This window comes from Shewanella sp. GutCb (assembly GCF_002836135.1).
Taxonomy (GTDB): Bacteria; Pseudomonadota; Gammaproteobacteria; order Enterobacterales; family Shewanellaceae; genus Shewanella.
The window spans coordinates 272,020-289,681 of the sequence record NZ_PJBL01000002.1; the positions used below are offsets into that span (position 1 = coordinate 272,020).

Below are 17,662 nucleotides of genomic sequence, written 5' to 3' on the forward strand. Positions count from 1 at the left end.
TATAATTAACTAAATTAACATGGCAATCACATCTAACTTTACTACATTAATTAGTGCAAAAAACTTTCTATAAATACGATACAGGGCACATTTTTGTAATAAAGTTACAAATATAGTATGTCATATAGAATTTGTTTAACTTTATGATTACCAAACGGGGTTGTTTATGTCACATCAACAAGAGATCGTTTCCTTAAAGAAATTTGTTAGAGCAACAAACTTTCTAGCGACATCACAAATTTACCTAAAGCAAAACGTACTACATAAACGTGCTTTAGCGCACACAGACATAAAACCAAGATTACTTGGTCACTGGGGAACTTGCCCTGGTATTAACTTTGTCTATGCTAACGTTAATAGATTAATTGCTAAGCACAATCGTTCATTCGTTTACCTTGTTGGTCCAGGTCATGGTTTTCCAGCAGTACAAGCTAACCTGTTTATGGAAGGTTCGTTAAGCCACTTCTATCCTGAAACTATTCCTTATAATGAGGAAGGTATCACGGACATTTGTCAAAAGTTCTCTGCGGCATATGGTTATCCTTCTCACGCAAACCCAGAAGCTCCGGGACAAATTCTTGAAGGTGGCGAACTTGGCTATTCTCTGTCCGTCGCTTGGGGCGCAGTGCTTGATAATCCAGATTTGATTGCAGCTTGCCTCATTGGTGATGGTGAATCAGAAACAGGTCCTCTTGCTGCATCTTGGTATGCAAACCGTCTCGTATCACCAAAGAACAATGGTGCTGTTTTACCTATTGTTCATATTAATGGCTATAAAATTTCTGGCCCTACCCGTATGGGAAGAATGGACCATGAAGAACTAGACCTTGAGTTCCGTGGTCTTGGTTACCACCCGATTATTGTTGATGATCAGCTTGAAGAAGACGTTTACGAGCAGATGCTAGCAGCGATGGACTTGTCATATAAAATGATTAATGACATTCAAACTCGCGCAAGATCTGGCGAAGATGTTGTTAAGCCTCGCTGGCCTGTCATTTTAATGCGTACCGCTAAAGGCTGGACTGGTACTGCTGAATATGGCGGTAAAAAATTAGAAGGTAACTGTGAATCTCACCAAGTTATCGTCAACAAGTGTGCTACAGATAAGGGCCACCTTGACGCGCTTAACACTTGGTTAGGCAGCTATAAGTTCGATGAGCTATACAGCATCAACGAAAAAGGCGAACTGATTTTTGACAAAGATATTCTGTCATTAATGCCACCAAAAGCGTTAGCTTGTGGTCGTCAACACTTAAGCTACGGTGGTGAAGTGGTTCGCGCTTTAACCAATCCAGATCTTGAAAAACTCGCTTATGGCGCTGAAACACCACGTGGTCAACGCGGGCTGTCAATGTTCAAGATGGGTGAATGGATGCGTGATGCATTTAAACTCAACCGTGACCAACGTAACCTGCGTATTTTCTGTCCTGATGAGACCTATTCAAACCAACTGCAAGCAGTGTTTGAAGAAACTGATCGTGCATGGCAGTGGCCTATCGAAAGCTGGGACGAAGATATGTCTCGCGACGGTCGTGTCATTGAGTTGCTATCTGAAAACTTACTCTTCGGCATGCTCCACGGTTATACGGTAACGGGTCGTCACGCGATGTTCCCAACCTATGAAGCGTTCTCGCAAGTTATTTCATCAATGGCTGACCAATATTGTAAGTACGTTTATGCAAGCCAAGGTGTACATTTCCGTAAACCAGTGCCGGCATGTAACGTAGTATTGTCTTCGCTGCTAGAGCGTCAAGATCATAATGGCTACTCGCATCAGAACCCATCTTTCTTGGGCGCAATGTTAGAGAAGCATCCTAAGATCATCTCTGCTTACTTACCAGCTGACGGTAACAGTACTTTGGTTTACACCGAACGTGCTTATGCCGATCGTGACAAGCTCAACATCATCGTTGCTGGTAAGAAAGATCTACCACAATGGTTAACACTAGATGAAGCTCGCAGTCAGGCTAAAGACGGTGTCATGGTGTGGGACTTTGCTTCAGACGAGAACCCAGATGTGGTGCTTGTTGGTTGTGGTGATTACGTTACTCAAGAAGCAATGGCTTCACTGGTACTGATCCGCGAACTATTACCTCGTGTACGCATCCGTTTCGTCAGCGTTACCGAGCTAACCAGCAGCGGTTTGGGTAGCTTAAAATTCCAAAGCAAGCCATGGTTAATGGACGAAGTGTTCACTGCTGATAAAGGTGTTGTCTTTAACTACCACGGATACCCGAATACCATTAAGAAACTTGTATTCGATTACAAAGGTAGTGACCGCTTTAGAATTAAAGGCTATGAAGAGGAAGGTTCAACGACGACTCCATTTGATATGGGTGTTCGTAATGGTACATCGCGTTACCACCTCGTTATCGACATGGCGTACAAACTGTTCCAGCAAAGCGTTATTGACGAAAGCCAACATATCGCTATAACCACAGATATGCTGCAACGTCTGGTTGACCACAGAAACTATATCAAGGCTAACGGTGTAGACCCTATAAGCATTGAAAACTGGGTGTGGACACGATAAGACCTTAATCAGGTTAGTGTATTTAGACTAAATAAAAGGGTGCTTTCCAACGAAAGCACCCTTTTTTCTTTTAACTTAAGTATTTATATTAACAATAAAGTGGAAAATGTCACATTTGCGGTTGATAATAGTGATAGCTAGCTATAAAACCAAAGGATCTCCGTAATAAGTGCTAGCACTGCTTAAGTAATGAGTAGACGGAGAGTTTTATAATTAAAACATAAGGATTTCCGAATGATGAACAAAACTTTACAAGCAGTTCTACTCACCTCAATGCTACCTTTTGCCGCTAACGCCGCAGACGGCATGAGCCCATGGTATGTCGGTGGCGGTGTCGGTATTAACAACTACGAGCCTAATTGCGATCAAAAAACCATGAAAACCTGTGGTAAAGATGATCCGTATGCCTGGGATGTTTTTGCAGGTTTTCTTTTTAATGATTACTTCGGTGTCGAGTTGGGTTACCGCGATCTCGGCCGTGCTGAATGGGTCGACTATTCAGACAAACTCAATGATGTTGGTGCTAAAGGAATGAATTTAGGTCTCGTAGCATTCTGGCCTTTCGCCAATCGCTGGAGTTTATCAGCGGAAGCAGGTGCCCTAAACTACCTTATGTCTAACAATAAGAACTACGGTAGCGAGTATTATAGTGACAGCGGCGTCGCCCCATACGTTGGCGCGGGTATTGGTTATAACATTACTGATAATTTAAAAGTCCAAGCTAAATATCGTCGTTATGAAAACCTTGACGAAGATAAGTGGAAAACACTGGAGATGGAAAGTAACTACTGGGGACTTGAACTCAGTTATCGCTTTGGTAGCAAAACAAAACCTATCGCTCCTGTAGCTGCCGTTATCATTGCCGACTCAGATAATGACGGTGTAAATGACGATATGGATCAGTGCCCCGATACACCATCTACTCATAAGGTTGATGCTAACGGATGTACAATCTACCAAGAAGCTGAAGACAAATTCGAAATTGAAGCTAAATTCGATAATAATTCAGCGACCGTAAAAGAAGCATCTTACGGGGATATTAAAGATTTAGCCGAGTATATGAGTAAGCATCCAAATGCCGAGGTTACCATTGCAGGTCATGCCTCGAATATGGGGAAGGCTGACTACAATATGGACTTGTCTGAACGCCGCGCTATTGCCGTCGCTGATGTGTTGATCAACGAGTATGGTGTTGCCCCCGGTAAAGTGTCATCTAAAGGTTATGGCATTACTCGACCTTTAATTGAAGGCAGCTCTGTAGAAGCCAATCAAGCTAACCGCCGTATTGACGCGCATGTTACAGGTACCGAAAAGGTTCCTGTATTGAAATAAGTCGATATCATTATGTAGCTATTTACGTCAGTTATTGAGTAAATTGCCAAATTTTGCTCACAACGGTTACTGTTGTGAGCATTTTTTTGTTCAAATACCAGCGACCGTCACTATAGCCGCCTACTAATGTTTAAGGCGATGACTTAATATTTATGCCAATTACTCACGTCTAAAGCTAATGTTTAATAAAACAGCAAGAATTAGACGCTAGAATTAGTAGCTATATTACCAAAAAATGCGCATTTACTGATTTTTTACAACTTTTCTGTAATTTTTTTTCATATTTAGTTGGAATGATCATAAAAATGGCTTTTAATACCTGCTAATTAACCATCAAACTTATGCTGCTCATTGAGAAGGATGTAATTCACATGGCCAACACTTTAGAACAACTTAAACCCATCACAACCATAGTTGCGGATACTGGTGATATTGAAGCCATAAAACGTTACCAGCCAGAAGACGCCACTACAAACCCATCTTTAATCCTAAAAGCATCGCAAATTCCTGAATATAGTAGCCTAATTGAAAATGCTATTGCTTGGGCAAAAAGCCAAAGCAATGATGTTGCGCAACAGATTGAAGATGCCGGTGACAAGCTAGCCGTCAATATCGGTCTAGAGATCCTAAAAATTGTTCCGGGTCGTATTTCAACAGAAGTTGACGCTCGTCTCTCTTTTGACAAAACTGCCTCAATCGCAAAAGCCCATAAACTCATCAAACTTTATCAAGAAGCAGGTATTGATAAATCACGTATTTTGATTAAGTTAGCTTCTACATGGGAAGGTATTTGCGCAGCGAAAGAACTCGAACAAGAAGGCATCAACTGTAATCTAACGCTACTTTTTTGCTTTGCTCAAGCGCGTGCATGTGCTGAAGCGGGTGTTTATCTCATTTCGCCCTTTGTTGGCCGCATTCTAGATTGGTACAAAAAAGATACTGGTCTTGAGTATTCAGCAAGTGAAGATCCGGGTGTTGTTTCTGTCACTAACATTTACAACTACTACAAACGTCATGGTTTTAATACCGTCGTTATGGGTGCAAGCTTCCGTAACACTGGTGAAATCATTGAACTAGCAGGCTGTGATAGATTAACCATTGGCCCTGCATTATTAGAAGAGTTATCTAATAGCAATACACCGATTGTTCAAAAACTACTTCCAGCAACAGAAATGGTTGCAGCAGAGCCAGCAATGTCTGAAGCACAATTCCGCTGGGCGTTTAATGAAGAACCTATGGCTGTAGAGAAGCTAGCTGAAGGGATCCGTAACTTTGCGATTGACCAAGGTAAACTCGAAGTCATGCTAAAAGCAGAACTAACGTCTTAATGAAGTAGGACTACTAAAATGACCGAACTGACTCAGCTTGCTAGTTGGCAAGCGCTAGCAAAACACAGTACAACAGTGCCGCATATGCGAGAGCTGTTCCAGCAACAACCACAGCGATTTGACGATATGTCGACCAAGGCATGTGGACTGCTTTTAGATTACTCTAAAAATAGAGCTTCAACAGAAACTCTGTCACTGCTGTTTGCATTGGCAAAAGAATCTAAGCTTGAAGAAAAAATCAAAGCAATGTTTGCTGGTAACATCATTAATAATACCGAGCAACGAGCGGTGCTTCATACCGCATTGCGAGCGCCAAAAGATAAGGTTATTCATGTTGACGGTGTCAATATTGTGGCTGAAGTTCAGCAAACCTTAGACAAAATGGAACGCTTTGTTCGCTCGGTAACGACTGGTGAATGGAAAGGCTACACCGGCAAGACTATTACTGATGTTGTGAGTATTGGAATTGGTGGGTCATTTTTAGGTCCTAAGATAATCTCTCAAGCCCTTCGTCCTTATTGGACAGGTCAGTTAAATTGTCATTTTGTTGCAAATGTTGATGGCACCTCAATTACTGAAAAGCTTAAGGGACTAGATCCTCAGACAACGCTGTTTGTTATGTCATCTAAGTCTTTTAGCACTCAAGAGACGTTGACCAACACCCTTAGTGCAAGAGAATGGTTTTTGACCCAAGGAGCAACGCAAGCGGATGTTGCTAAACACTTTGTTGCTGTTAGCTCTAATGTTGCTAAAGCCACTGAGTTTGGTATCGATGCAAGTAATATCTTCCCGATGTGGGATTGGGTTGGCGGACGTTACTCACTTTGGTCGGCGATTGGATTACCTATCGCGCTATTAGTCGGAATGGACCACTTCCGTGAGTTATTAGCCGGTGCACATGAAATGGACAATCATTTTATGCAAACACCGTTAGAGAACAATATGCCCGTCATTATGGGGCTATTCTCCTTATGGTACGGCAACTTCTTTAATGCTCAATCTCATGTTGTGCTCACCTATGATCACTATTTGCGAGGGTTACCCGCTTACTTCCAGCAGCTTGATATGGAGAGTAACGGTAAGTCAGTCACGCTAAACGGTACTGACGTGGACTACAGCACTGGACCTGTAATTTGGGGCGGTGAAGGGACCAATGGACAACATGCTTACCACCAGCTTTTACATCAAGGTACTGCACTTATCCCTGCCGATTTCATTATGCCACTTAACAGTCATAATCCACTCGGTGAGCATCATGTGCAACTTGCCTCTAACTGTTTTGGGCAAACCCAAGCATTAATGCAAGGTAGAACCTTTGATGAAGCATTAGCTGAACTTAGCAGTAGTTCACTATCAGACAGTGACAAGCAACTTATTGCTCAGCATAAAGTGATGCCAGGTAATAAGCCAAGCAATACCTTGTTAATGGATAAGCTAACACCTTCGACATTAGGCGCCCTTATTGCGTTATATGAGCACAGAACCTTTGTTCAGGGTGCGATATGGCAGATTAACTCTTTTGATCAATGGGGAGTTGAACTAGGTAAGCAATTGGGGAACGATGTTCTCGACAGGCTAACCGCCAATACCGACGCCACCGATTTAGATACATCGAGCAATGCGTTAATTAATATATTCAAACAGCACAAAATATAAGCAAACAGTACACGATTACCATTCCTTTATAAAAGCCAGTTTCGACTGGCTTTTTTAGTTTTCACAGCTAGCTACACCAAAAAACATGATTTTGATTCATGTTTATCAGCCATATATCATTTCAATCAACATTAAAACTTCACCTCCAGTTAACATAAATGAAACATTTATGTTGCACTATGCTTGAAAAATATGCTATTTATTTGAAGACAAAATAAACTATAGGAGGTTGCCATGAATAGACTTGATTATGGTAGTGCGCTAGATAGTATCGTTGAGAAGCCTACAAGCCGCTCAAAAAGCTCCAATAAAAAGCGTAAGTGGCGCGAAATTGAAGCGCTAAAAGAAAAATATCGTTTGCTTAAAGAGCTGCAAGATATGGACAACGGCTTTGACGGTGAATTAGACAGCCTCCTAATGTAAACAAGTAAACTAAAAAGAGCGCATATAGCGCTCTTTTTGATCCTAGCAACATCGTTAATCGGCTATTTCAATATACTCTTTTAGTTCCTCAAACAGCACATTGTCACTTTCACTAAATAACGGATCATCAATCAGCCTTGCATCACACATCTTCACCACCGTTTTCCAGTCCTCCTCAGTAATCACATCAGACCATTTTGGAAATACCGTCGACTCCTCAAACTCCATATGCGACAGCTGCAGTTCAACGTAACCTTCTAAGTCGCTGACGAGCTGCTCTTTAGACACCACCACATCACTCAGAATTAAATTGAGTGTCGCCATTAAAGATGCCGACGAATCAACCAACTTTCTATGCTCTGCAGTTAATGTTTCATTAATATGGGCTCTGCCTAACTTGTTCCAATAAAACTCTGAGATCACCTCCTCTAATGGGTGATGGCTGTGCTCAGCATAGCTTTGCATATATTCAACAATATCGCGGACTAAGTTATAGTTAATCCCCTCACCTGCCGCTAGCTTAATGTGTTTTGTCTTTAAAATCTTAAGCAAAATACCAATATGCTTGTGATCGTGCATCAGTCTGGCTAGCATAGTTTTCTCCACCCAAATTCGCCCCACTAGATACAATATTAGTAAACAGTACGAATAACGGCCAACTATAACAAAAAGAGAATGTGTATCATCGTGACAGAGATCAACAAAATCAGACTAATTTACAACCACTTATTTACCCAATATAGAGACTAGTACCGTTGAAACTAATGTTGTCAGGCCGTCAGCTGAATTAATCAACAAAAATACAGGAAGAAACAATGCAACCGAACTACTTTATAGGCGCACATGTTAGTGCCTCTGGCGGCATAGCAAATGCTCCCACAAATGCTGCCGCTATCGGCGCTAACGCTTTTGCGTTATTTACTAAAAATCAGCGCCGCTGGGCAAGTAAGGCGCTAGATGAAAAGCAAATAACGCTATTTAAAGAAAACTGTCACAAAGCTAACATTTCAATGGATGCTATTTTACCCCATGACAGCTATCTGATTAACTTAGGGCACCCAGATGATGAGCTACTCACTAAATCACGTGAAGCTTTTTATGATGAAATCGCCAGATGTGAACAAATAGGTTTAACCCTGCTTAATTTTCACCCCGGTAGCCACCTAAGACAAATTGACACCGATAAATGCCTCACGCGAATAAGCGAGTCGATAAACTTAGCACTGACGCGTTCAAGTACCGTGACTGCGGTGATCGAAAATACTGCAGGCCAAGGCTCAAACCTGGGTCATAGTTTTGAGCAACTCGCTCAGATAATTGACGGCGTTGAAGACAAGTCACGCGTCGGAGTTTGTATCGACACCTGCCATATGTTTGCTGCAGGGTATGATATTCGCAGTCAGATAAGCTGTAAGGCCGTTTTCGATGAATTTGATAAAATTGTTGGTAATCAATATCTCAAAGCCATGCATTTAAACGACAGTAAAACAGGACTTAACAGCCGCGTTGATCGTCATGAATCTCTGGGTAAGGGGGAAATAGGGGCAGAAGCGTTTGCGACGCTAATGACACTTGACGCTGTTAAGGGTATTCCGCTCATTCTAGAAACAACCAGTGCTGAGCTGTGGCCTGAAGAGATTAATTGGCTACGCAGTTTAACTAAAGCACCATGAATACGAGGCTAATACAGATGATTACATTAGGCATTTATAGATAACTGCGACCACTTTAGTTGGCTCGCCTAAGTCGATTTGTAACCAAACGATGTGTGTTCCTTCGAGCTCTTCACCCTGCTTTATAGCACTTAGTTTGGCATCTTCGAGCGCATTTTCTCCGTGTCCTATGCCTCTAACCATTGCAAAGCTATCGCAGTGGGTGACTTCAAAATCGTATGCTTCATTTATCCTGTGGTACAGCTGAAATTCTTCACTGGCACAACCACTTAACAAACTGAGTAACAATATACTGACGACAAAACGTAACACAGATACGACACCTTTTATAAAAACTGCGCCGCACAATATAAAATATCTTGAGTAAACAATGGGATCTAAGTCACGCTAAAGTAGATCTAACTAATACATTCCGCCCCATTTGTTAACAGCCACAACGAAGCTCAATGACATTGCAGCAGCAACCTCACTCCAAAGTCGATAAAAAAGCACATAAGCCACACTTTCACCACAAAAAAAGAGAAGCTATAACAGCTGCTCTTTTTAATGGTGAGTCGTTATAATTCCGGCTATTTTACTAAGATACTAAATAAGTGCCGCTTTAATGCGTCAAAGTCTGCTGGTAAATGGGCTGACAAAATAGTTTTAGGTACCACATTCGCAAGTGCGGGCGGCAGCGGCAACTCAATGTCCAAGATCTGCTCAACCACTTCGTTAAATTTTGCTGGGTGGGCAGTCCCTAAGAAGACACCTTTTTCACCTGTCACCATCGTTTGCTTTAAAGCAAACGCCGCAATACCGGCATGTGGCTCAGAGAGATAACCCACTGCATGAAGCCCTTTAACTGAATCGGCGGTATCCGCCTCTGACACGCCAATACCTTTAATATCGGCTAATGACCAGTTCATCGCCTTAACAATGGCTTCAACTCGAGGCCAGTTGCTTGGTTCAGCAACATCCATCGCGTTCGACATAGTCGCAACGGTCAGCTGTGGGGACCATTCCCCCTTGTCGAGATAACGTGGTACGGTATCATTGCTATTGGTTGCAGCAATAAAGCGCTTAATCGGCAATCCCATCGCTTTAGCAAATAGACCCGCTGTTAGATTACCAAAGTTACCGCTTGGCACTGCGATAACAGGATCTGAGTTATTCGTTTTCTTAAACTGCGCGACGGCTTCAAAGTAGTAACAAATCTGCGCCAATAAGCGGCTGATGTTAATTGAGTTAGCAGAGTTTAGATGTAAGCCATCACGAATATCGCTGTCTTCAAATGATTGTTTCACTAAGGTTTGGCATGCATCAAAATCAGCACTGACAGCCACAGTGTGAATATTGTCACCTAGCGTCGTAAACATCTTTTCCTGCAGTACACTGATCTTACCTTTAGGATAGAGCACGACGACGTTGATATTATCCAGCCCGTAAAATGCATCCGCTACCGCAGCGCCAGTATCGCCAGAAGTCGCGGTTAAAATATTGATTTTTTCGTCTTTTGCCAACGCATTTAAGCACTGCGCCATAAAGCGTGCGCCAAAATCTTTAAAGGCCAACGTCGGACCATGGAATAACTCTAAGCTATACAAATCCTTGTCTGCTTGTACCAGCGGCAGCTCAAAATTAAAGGCTCGCTCAACTAAACGGTCAACGGTATCCTGGCCCAACTCTTCAGCTAGCCAAGCGCCGATGACCTTCTTACTGCGCTCCACAAACGGCAGTGCCAGTAAGCCATCAATATCATCTAATGTAGGAATATTTTTTGGAAAGAAAAGCCCACGGTCTTTTCCAAGTCCAAGTTTAACCGCTTGGGTAAAGCTTACCACCTGGGATGGGTGCTTCAGATTATATAATTCCATGATGACGTCCTTTGATTCTCAATGCTGTATTGATAGTTTTTATTACACGTTATTTGCTTCACATTTGTTCTTTATAAATTAGGCTCGACGAGCCCCTAAATCATCAATTTGGCAAATATGTGAAAAGCCTAATGCTTGATCAATATAATTTTCATCTAACCACTGCTTAGCAACTCTTGCTGTTTCTATATCATCAGTAATAGTGAACAAGGTAGGCCCACTGCCAGATATCCCCGTTGTTAGCATACCTATCTCCGCAAGGGCAGACTTAGCTTGTTGGTAATGAGGGATCTCTGCTGCGCGATAAGGCTCAGCAAGCACATCTTTGAGTACCGAGATAGCCAATGCGTCGTCTTGCTTATAGCAAGCGTGCACAAAAGCACTGAGGTAACGGCCAAAATCAATTGTGGTTTGCTTTGAATACTGCTCTGGCATCAACTGGCGCATTCGTGCCGTCGATAACGAGATCCCAGGATAGGCTACCACCCAATACCACTGTTTAAACGTGGGTATCGGCTCACAAATAACCTGCGGCGTATCAAGCATTAATTGCATACCGCCAAGAAAGCATGGCGCGACATTGTCGTAATGTACCGAACCACTAATTTTGCCTTCAAAATCTCCCATTAGCCGAAGCACTTCCTGCTCAGAAAAAGGATTATCAAAATATTCATTGAGTGCTACTAGCGCTGCCACAACGGAACTGGCACTAGAGCCTAAACCACTGCCAACGGGTAAGTTCTTCTCTAGCGTGAGCTTAAGCCCGACATCTTTGCCTAAATGCTCAAGGAAAAACGTTGCACACTGATAAACAATATTCTCGCTCTGATTAGCGGGTAGCTTGTTGGCCCAATGCCCTATTACGCTCAATGTTAGTCCTTGCTCAGCCGATTCAACCGTCACTCTATCGCCAAGTAAACTACCATCTATTGGGGCTAATGCCCCACCGAGCAAGTCAAAACCGACACCCACATTGCCCATTGAAGCGGGCGCATAAATGGTTACGCTCATATTCCAACCTCACGAGTCCAATTAAGGGTTCTTAAAATATCGGCGAACGCTCCTGCTGCAGTCACATCTGTTCCTGCGCCATACCCCCTAAGCACGAATGGTATTGGCTGATAGTAGCGACTATAAAATGCTAATGCGTTCTCTCCGCCTTTAACACTGTATAGCGGATCATTTGCATCCACCTCTGCAATCTTAACTTTACAGCCTTGGTCATCAATTTGCCCGACGTAACGCAGTACTTTGCCTTCAGCCTTAGCCGTTTCAACACGCTGTGCTATTGCTTTATCTGCTGAGGGCAAATTTGCCATAAACGCTTCTACGTCACCCGATGCATCAAATGACTCAGGCAACACTGACTCAACATTGATATCCGACAGCTCTAGTTCCATACCGACTTCTCGGGCCAAAATAAGCACTTTACGAGCAACATCCATACCGCTTAAGTCCTCACGAGGATCCGGCTCTGTGAAACACTTTTCTCTTGCAATACTGGTGGCTTGAGACAGAGTCATCCCCTCATCTAACATGCCAAAAATGTACGAAAGACTGCCAGATAATACACCGTTAAAACGCAGCAGTTTATCACCCGCGAATAACAACTTTTTAAGGTTATCAATAACAGGTAATCCCGCTCCAACAGTGGTTTCATACAAGAACTGACGACGCTGTTTTAGCGCTGTTTGACGCAATGCCTTGTAGTAATCCATATCACGAGTATTGGCCTTTTTATTTGGCGTTACCACGTGTAAGCCAGAATTCATCACTGCTAAATACTGATCAGACACAAATTCACTCGAAGTACAGTCAACGAGCACAGGGTTTAGTAACTGCTGCTCTTTAGCCCATACCAGCATCTCATCGATACTCGCGGCTTGCTTTGACTCTGCTAACAGCTTTTGCCAGCTCGATAAATCGATACCTTGAGCATCGAGTAACATCTGCTTTGAATTCGCAATACCGCAAACCCGTACGGCGATATGCTGCTCTTTAAGCATTTGGCGTTGCTGTTTTATCTGTTCAAGTAGCCCCGCGCCAACATTGCCGCAGCCCACAAGGAAAACATCAAGATAGTGCTGAACATCAAAGAAAGATTGATGGCATGCCGAAATAGCATGTTTGGTTTTTCGCTGCTCAATAACGGCAGAGATTGAACGCTCTGAAGAGCCCTGGGCAATGGCGACAATATTAACGGTTGCTTGTGCAAGGGCTTGGAAAAACTTTGCCGCAACCCCTTTATGGGTGCGCATGCCATCACCAATCAGTGACACTATCGCCAACTGATGGCGCATCTCTATCGGCTCTAACAGGTCGCTTTTAAGTTCGAGCTCAAACTCTTGCTCTAGCGCATATTTGGCTTTAGCTGCGTCTTCAGTGGAGACACAGAAACTAATACTGTATTCAGACGAGCTTTGCGTAATCAGTGAAACGGAAACTCCCGAGCGTGATATCGCGCCTAATGTACGACTGGCCATGCCCACCATGCCTTTCATTCCAGGCCCCGAAACATCAAACATCGTTTGATCATCAAGGTTGGAGATCGCTTTAACATTCAGCCCTGTTTCATCAGGTGCGTTGGATACTAGCGTCCCGACAGCTTTAGGGTTGAGCGTATTACGGATATAACAAGGAATATGGTATTGCGCGATAGGAGCCACAGTCTTTGGGTGCAGCACCTTTGCACCAAAGTAAGAAACTTCCATAGCCTCTTGATAACTCATTTGAGGTAGCAGTTTAGCGTCAGCAACCACACGTGGGTCGGTATTATAAACGCCATCAACATCAGTCCAGATCTCGCAGCAACTCGCTTGTAAGCAAGCTGAGAGCACCGCCGCAGAATAGTCGGAGCCATTGCGCCCTAATGTAACAATTTTTCCTTCACTGTCTCCTGCGGTAAAACCAGGCATCACCCAAACATGAGCATCTGTTAAGTTTAATGCGTTAAAGCGTAACTTACTCGCTTCAATATCAACGGCTGACTCTAAACGTGGGCCATAACCCACCAACAATGATTCAGGGTCCAATATTGCCGATGGGTAATCAGCAGCTTTCATCACCTCAACCATCAATGCAGAAGACAATTTTTCGCCCCCCACTAACACCGCTGCTTCGACACTCTCAGGGCACTCATTAAGCAAACTCATTCCGGCCAGCTTATCGCCCCAAAACTTCATTTGCTGCAGCAAACGTTCACTGAGTCTTTTATTTTGTTCATCTGTTAGTGTGCTAGCAGCGTCACCGTACAAAGCATTAAACACTTGCTCTACTTTGGCTAACACGGCTTTATAGTCACCGCCATTAACAGCAACCTCAACCATTTCAATTAAGCCATTGGTGACCGTTGCGGGTGCGGACAGCACAACAGCTGTACTTTCTGTCTTTGCCGACTGGATAACAATATCTGCCGCTGCTCTAAATCGCTGCCAATTTGCAAGCGAGGTACCACCAAATTTCATTACTTTCATCGAAAACTCCTTGTACCGCGCCACTAAAGAAACAAAAAAGCCCGCTCCTTTGTGGGGAGCGGGCTTGATATTTAACTTATATCAGATTGTGCTTAGCCCGCCCCCACGATGGTAATCGTGGTGGTTGTAATAATCGTGGTGATCATTAAAACGTGGCTAAACATATAAATTAGGTTTCATCCAATTGGATTAATTTGTGTGCTAACAGAATTGCTTTTTAACCAAGATGTGTCAACCCCTAAATTGGGTTTATTGTCATTAATAACCATCATCTTAAATAATCAGCCAAAAAGCGGTATAAATCATGGTTTAGGAGAAGACCTCTCTGTAAATGCGACTACCACCAAAGGTTACCCTTACGTAAACACATATAGAATTAACAACTAACCAATTGTTAATAAACAATTAATTATTAAGCCCCATCTCTTACTATGATGATAAAGTGACAAACAATAGATTGGCTAGCCAGTATACCCCAACGGCTAACTTTACAATTTACACCTGAGTTTAGGCTTTTAAACTTGGCTATAACGACAAACCAAATAAAAAAGCACTGCTTATGATGTTTAGCTATAAGCAAAACCAAGTCAGCTTTGTTGAATTTATCTCAGCTCAAATAAAGATGTGGTGTAGGTAACATAAGTGAATCCAACCTGTCGCAAATTGACAAAAAGCAAGCTAGAATGCGCGCAAATTACCGATTGGAGCCAATATGAAAATCACCGAAAAATGTGCTGTAAGCATCCATTACCGATTATCAGATGCAAAAGGTCAGCTTGTTGAAAGCTCTTTTGAAGGCAAGCCGATGCTGTATTTGCACGGCGCAGAAAATATGATCCCAGGCCTTGAAGCAGCTCTTGAAGGTAAAGAGCAAGGTAACGTTCTTGACGTCACCGTTGATGCTGAGCAAGCTTATGGCGCATATCATGATGGCTTGTGCCAAGAAGTGCCAATAGCATCTTTTGGCGATATCGAAGATATCGTTCCTGGTATGCGATTTATTGCTGAAACTGAAATGGGACAACGTCCTGTTCAAGTGACTGAAGTGAAAGATGACGTTGTTATTGTTGACGGTAATCACCCACTAGCCGGTCAAACACTGAGCTTTAATGTTGAAGTGCTTGAAGTTCGTGCTGCAACCGAAGAAGAGATTGCCCACGGTCATATCCATGCAGGCGGAAGCTGTGGCGGTGGCGAACATTCACATGAAGGTGGATGCTGTGGTGGTGGCGATCATGAGCACAGTCATGAAGGCGGATGCTGCAGTGACGATGAAACGAAAGAAGTAAAAGAAGGTTGCGATGGCAACGGTGGCTGTGGTTGTAAGCACTAAGCTCATCTAACTCTTTTGACTGAAATAAAGCGCGTTTCATTTACTAAAATGAAACGCGTTTTTTTATGCGCTAAATCAGCCTATCGATATATGGCGTTTAAAAATATGATATGAAAGGCTTCCGAGCCTGCTATCGATATCAACATGTCCCATCATTGTGCTTCATTAACGTATATACCAACAAAACACAAAAGTCGTTCCCGTATTCAGGATAATCCTTTGCAGCCGGGGCGATTGTGAGTGGATAGGTTATGGTAAACGCAAGATACATGAATCCTACGGCATATAGACGCTATAACGTTAGCAACTTTACCTGCTCTCTTTGCTCTACTGACATATGCTTTAGATAATTTGAGCAGCGCGTTATTGTCGCGATACTAATTTGATACTCTTGTGCAATTTGTCGTTGGCTCATCTCTTTACGTAATAAAGTTTGAAAAACCTTTAATCGGCCTGCCACTGCACTGCGTTCCTCCTCCGTTAGCAGTAATTCAAATAACGTCACTAAAGCGCTATGATCGTTTTGAGCCATCACTTTATCTAAAACTAAATCCCACTCTGCTCGCATTTCAGCCTCAATGGTGTACTAGTGCATCATTACAGTCAGTCTATCAGGAAACCATTTCCAGTCACGTACTTTAGATACGAGCAAACAGCACTGTTAAATCAATTGATTTGTAACTAAGCGTAATTTTGGCCAAAAACGAATGGAGTCCACTAGCCAAAAGTAGGTACAATAGCGTGAATTTAGTCGCATAACATAATAAAAACGTGAGAATAACCATGAAAAAATCATTAAAGATGAGTCTAATCGCACTAGCTGCGACTGCTACTATCGCAACCAGCGTGCAAGCTAATAATTTTGAAGACGCTGACGATGCTATTCACTATCGTCAATCTGCTTTTGGGATGATTGCCTATAACTTTGGTGACATGGGCGCAATGCTAAAGGGCAAGAAAGATTACGATGCTAGCGTATTCGCGACGCGAGCAACCAATGTTGCTGCACTCTCTATGCTACCTCTTGAAGGTTTCATTGCTGGTTCAGACAAAGGTGATACTGAAGCCCTAGCAAAAGTCTGGAGCGACAAAGCAGATTTTGATGCCAAGATGAAGACTTTCCAAGAAAATGCAGCAGTGCTCGCTTTAGTCGCACAGAAAGGCGATAAGCAGGAGATAAAGAAAGCCTTTATGAATACAGGGAAAAGCTGTAAAGGTTGTCATGACGTTTACAAAAAAGATTAGTTAATAATGAGCCAGCGCTAATAGCCGCTGGCTCTTTTATTCTACATCAAGCTTTCGTCCATCAGTGACGTTTACAGCATCTGGATAATTGGTAGCATCAAATAGTTAACCACTAGCGCGCCAATGACTATTACGATAGCAAATGCCTTGAGCACAGAAGCAAACGCTAATGTCTGCTCTTGCTCTCCTGGTAAACGCTTATAGCCACTAAACATCGCTGCAAGGATCTTGTCACCTTTCAACATATGCACCCCAACAGCCAACACATGAATAGCAGCCAAGACTAATATCAAATCAAAATTCTTCTTATGTAACCACGTCAGCCATAAACTAGTATCACCACTCACAGTTGAGTACAAAGGACCCTCTGTAAATATTTCATCCGTCGCAAACAATCCAGTGAATAACTGAAGACACATTAGAGATATTAGCGCCACAACCATATAGCCTCCGATGGGGTTATGCCCTATTGAAGCTGATATGCCATGCTGCTTAGTTTTCTTCAAATAGTTAAAGACTGTTTTAGGAGAGTGTACAAAATGGCTAAACTTAGCGGTATCACTACCGATAAATCCCCAGAGTAATCGCATTCCAAGCAAGATCATTAAGCAGTAAGCCAGAAGTTGATGCCACTCCATTTCTCCCGATTCCGCCGTCCACCATAAACCGCCAAGCAAACACAACATTCCCCAATGAAAGAGTCGTGTTGGAATGTCCCATATTTTTACTTTGACAATGTTTTGCGCCATGAATGATAACTCTCACTAATTAATTGGTCTTTTGTGAGCATTATATATTGGGAATGTGGAT

Annotated in this window: 15 protein-coding genes; 8 read left to right on the forward strand and 7 right to left on the reverse strand. The window is 42.8% G+C overall.

The window, feature by feature from the left end; genetic code table 11:
* Positions 1-166: 166 nt before the first annotated feature.
* From CXF86_RS02945 to CXF86_RS02965, 5 genes are all read left to right on the forward strand, one after another.
* Positions 167-2,533, forward strand: coding sequence for a phosphoketolase family protein (locus CXF86_RS02945; protein WP_101090446.1), 2,367 nt, complete (start codon positions 167-169; stop codon positions 2,531-2,533).
* 234 nt (positions 2,534-2,767) lie between these two features.
* The gene (locus CXF86_RS02950) at positions 2,768-3,865 is read left to right on the forward strand and encodes an OmpA family protein (protein WP_102038305.1); all 1,098 of its coding nucleotides are present in this window, start codon (positions 2,768-2,770) and stop codon (positions 3,863-3,865) included.
* Between the two features lie 371 nt (positions 3,866-4,236).
* Positions 4,237-5,193, forward strand: a complete 957-nt coding sequence (gene tal / locus CXF86_RS02955; RefSeq protein WP_101090448.1) for a transaldolase — start codon at positions 4,237-4,239, stop codon at positions 5,191-5,193.
* Between the two features lie 18 nt (positions 5,194-5,211).
* Positions 5,212-6,849, forward strand: a complete 1,638-nt coding sequence (gene pgi, locus CXF86_RS02960) for a glucose-6-phosphate isomerase (RefSeq protein ID WP_102038306.1) — start codon at positions 5,212-5,214, stop codon at positions 6,847-6,849.
* 234 nt (positions 6,850-7,083) lie between these two features.
* Entirely contained in the window at positions 7,084-7,272 is a 189-nt protein-coding gene (locus CXF86_RS02965; protein WP_101090450.1) for a DUF3545 family protein, read from the forward strand.
* 54 nt (positions 7,273-7,326) lie between these two features.
* Here CXF86_RS02965 and CXF86_RS02970 read toward each other — a convergent pair whose 3' ends face one another.
* A complete protein-coding gene (locus tag CXF86_RS02970) occupies positions 7,327-7,866 on the reverse strand; it encodes a hemerythrin domain-containing protein (protein ID WP_180960998.1) in 540 nt (179 codons plus the stop codon).
* 221 nt (positions 7,867-8,087) lie between these two features.
* Between CXF86_RS02970 and nfo the strand changes: the two genes are divergently transcribed.
* A complete protein-coding gene (nfo, locus tag CXF86_RS02975; protein ID WP_102038307.1) occupies positions 8,088-8,945 on the forward strand; it encodes a deoxyribonuclease IV in 858 nt (285 codons plus the stop codon).
* Positions 8,946-8,966: 21 nt separating this feature from the next.
* Here nfo and CXF86_RS02980 read toward each other — a convergent pair whose 3' ends face one another.
* From CXF86_RS02980 to thrA, 4 genes are all read right to left on the reverse strand, one after another.
* Complete coding sequence (locus CXF86_RS02980) at positions 8,967-9,257, reverse strand: hypothetical protein (protein ID WP_101090453.1); 291 nt, start codon at positions 9,255-9,257, stop codon at positions 8,967-8,969.
* A gap of 257 nt (positions 9,258-9,514) precedes the next feature.
* A complete protein-coding gene (gene thrC / locus CXF86_RS02985; protein WP_102038308.1) occupies positions 9,515-10,801 on the reverse strand; it encodes a threonine synthase in 1,287 nt (428 codons plus the stop codon).
* Between the two features lie 78 nt (positions 10,802-10,879).
* Positions 10,880-11,812 (reverse strand): homoserine kinase, encoded by a 933-nt coding sequence (gene thrB / locus CXF86_RS02990; protein ID WP_101090455.1) that lies wholly within the window; start codon positions 11,810-11,812, stop codon positions 10,880-10,882.
* Positions 11,809-14,274 carry a bifunctional aspartate kinase/homoserine dehydrogenase I gene (gene thrA, locus CXF86_RS02995; protein WP_102038309.1) on the reverse strand — a complete coding sequence of 822 codons (2,466 nt, stop codon included), beginning with the start codon at positions 14,272-14,274 and terminating at the stop codon, positions 11,809-11,811. Before thrA ends, thrB begins: the two co-directional genes overlap by 4 nt.
* A gap of 712 nt (positions 14,275-14,986) precedes the next feature.
* On the opposite strand from thrA, the gene slyD reads away from it, so the two are divergent.
* Complete coding sequence (slyD, locus tag CXF86_RS03005) at positions 14,987-15,607, forward strand: peptidylprolyl isomerase (RefSeq protein ID WP_101090458.1); 621 nt, start codon at positions 14,987-14,989, stop codon at positions 15,605-15,607.
* A 292-nt stretch (positions 15,608-15,899) separates the two neighbouring features.
* Here slyD and trpR read toward each other — a convergent pair whose 3' ends face one another.
* Positions 15,900-16,175 carry a trp operon repressor gene (trpR, locus tag CXF86_RS03010; protein ID WP_101090459.1) on the reverse strand — a complete coding sequence of 92 codons (276 nt, stop codon included), beginning with the start codon at positions 16,173-16,175 and terminating at the stop codon, positions 15,900-15,902.
* Between the two features lie 233 nt (positions 16,176-16,408).
* On the opposite strand from trpR, the gene CXF86_RS03015 reads away from it, so the two are divergent.
* Positions 16,409-16,852: a c-type cytochrome gene (locus CXF86_RS03015; RefSeq protein ID WP_101090544.1), complete on the forward strand. Its 444-nt coding sequence runs from the start codon at positions 16,409-16,411 to the stop codon at positions 16,850-16,852.
* A gap of 71 nt (positions 16,853-16,923) precedes the next feature.
* On the opposite strand, the gene CXF86_RS03020 is transcribed toward CXF86_RS03015, so the two are convergent.
* Positions 16,924-17,601, reverse strand: a complete 678-nt coding sequence (locus CXF86_RS03020; RefSeq protein ID WP_101090460.1) for a cytochrome b/b6 domain-containing protein — start codon at positions 17,599-17,601, stop codon at positions 16,924-16,926.
* Positions 17,602-17,662 lie beyond the last annotated feature (61 nt).

What these genes read in the sequence shown, in the direction of transcription:
- trpR (WP_101090459.1), bottom strand. Translation starts at nt 16,175, where the DNA reads ATGCGAGCAGAGTGGGATTTAGTTTTAGATAAAGTGATGGCTCAAAAC.
- thrC (WP_102038308.1), bottom strand. Translation starts at nt 10,801, where the DNA reads ATGGAATTATATAATCTGAAGCACCCATCCCAGGTGGTAAGCTTTACC.
- tal (WP_101090448.1), top strand. Translation starts at nt 4,237, where the DNA reads ATGGCCAACACTTTAGAACAACTTAAACCCATCACAACCATAGTTGCG.
- thrA (WP_102038309.1), bottom strand. Translation starts at nt 14,274, where the DNA reads ATGAAAGTAATGAAATTTGGTGGTACCTCGCTTGCAAATTGGCAGCGA.
- thrB (WP_101090455.1), bottom strand. Translation starts at nt 11,812, where the DNA reads ATGAGCGTAACCATTTATGCGCCCGCTTCAATGGGCAATGTGGGTGTC.
- pgi (WP_102038306.1), top strand. Translation starts at nt 5,212, where the DNA reads ATGACCGAACTGACTCAGCTTGCTAGTTGGCAAGCGCTAGCAAAACAC.
- CXF86_RS02970 (WP_180960998.1), bottom strand. Translation starts at nt 7,866, where the DNA reads ATGCTAGCCAGACTGATGCACGATCACAAGCATATTGGTATTTTGCTT.
- CXF86_RS02945 (WP_101090446.1), top strand. Translation starts at nt 167, where the DNA reads ATGTCACATCAACAAGAGATCGTTTCCTTAAAGAAATTTGTTAGAGCA.
- CXF86_RS03020 (WP_101090460.1), bottom strand. Translation starts at nt 17,601, where the DNA reads ATGGCGCAAAACATTGTCAAAGTAAAAATATGGGACATTCCAACACGA.
- nfo (WP_102038307.1), top strand. Translation starts at nt 8,088, where the DNA reads ATGCAACCGAACTACTTTATAGGCGCACATGTTAGTGCCTCTGGCGGC.
- CXF86_RS03015 (WP_101090544.1), top strand. Translation starts at nt 16,409, where the DNA reads ATGAGTCTAATCGCACTAGCTGCGACTGCTACTATCGCAACCAGCGTG.
- CXF86_RS02965 (WP_101090450.1), top strand. Translation starts at nt 7,084, where the DNA reads ATGAATAGACTTGATTATGGTAGTGCGCTAGATAGTATCGTTGAGAAG.
- CXF86_RS02950 (WP_102038305.1), top strand. Translation starts at nt 2,768, where the DNA reads ATGATGAACAAAACTTTACAAGCAGTTCTACTCACCTCAATGCTACCT.
- slyD (WP_101090458.1), top strand. Translation starts at nt 14,987, where the DNA reads ATGAAAATCACCGAAAAATGTGCTGTAAGCATCCATTACCGATTATCA.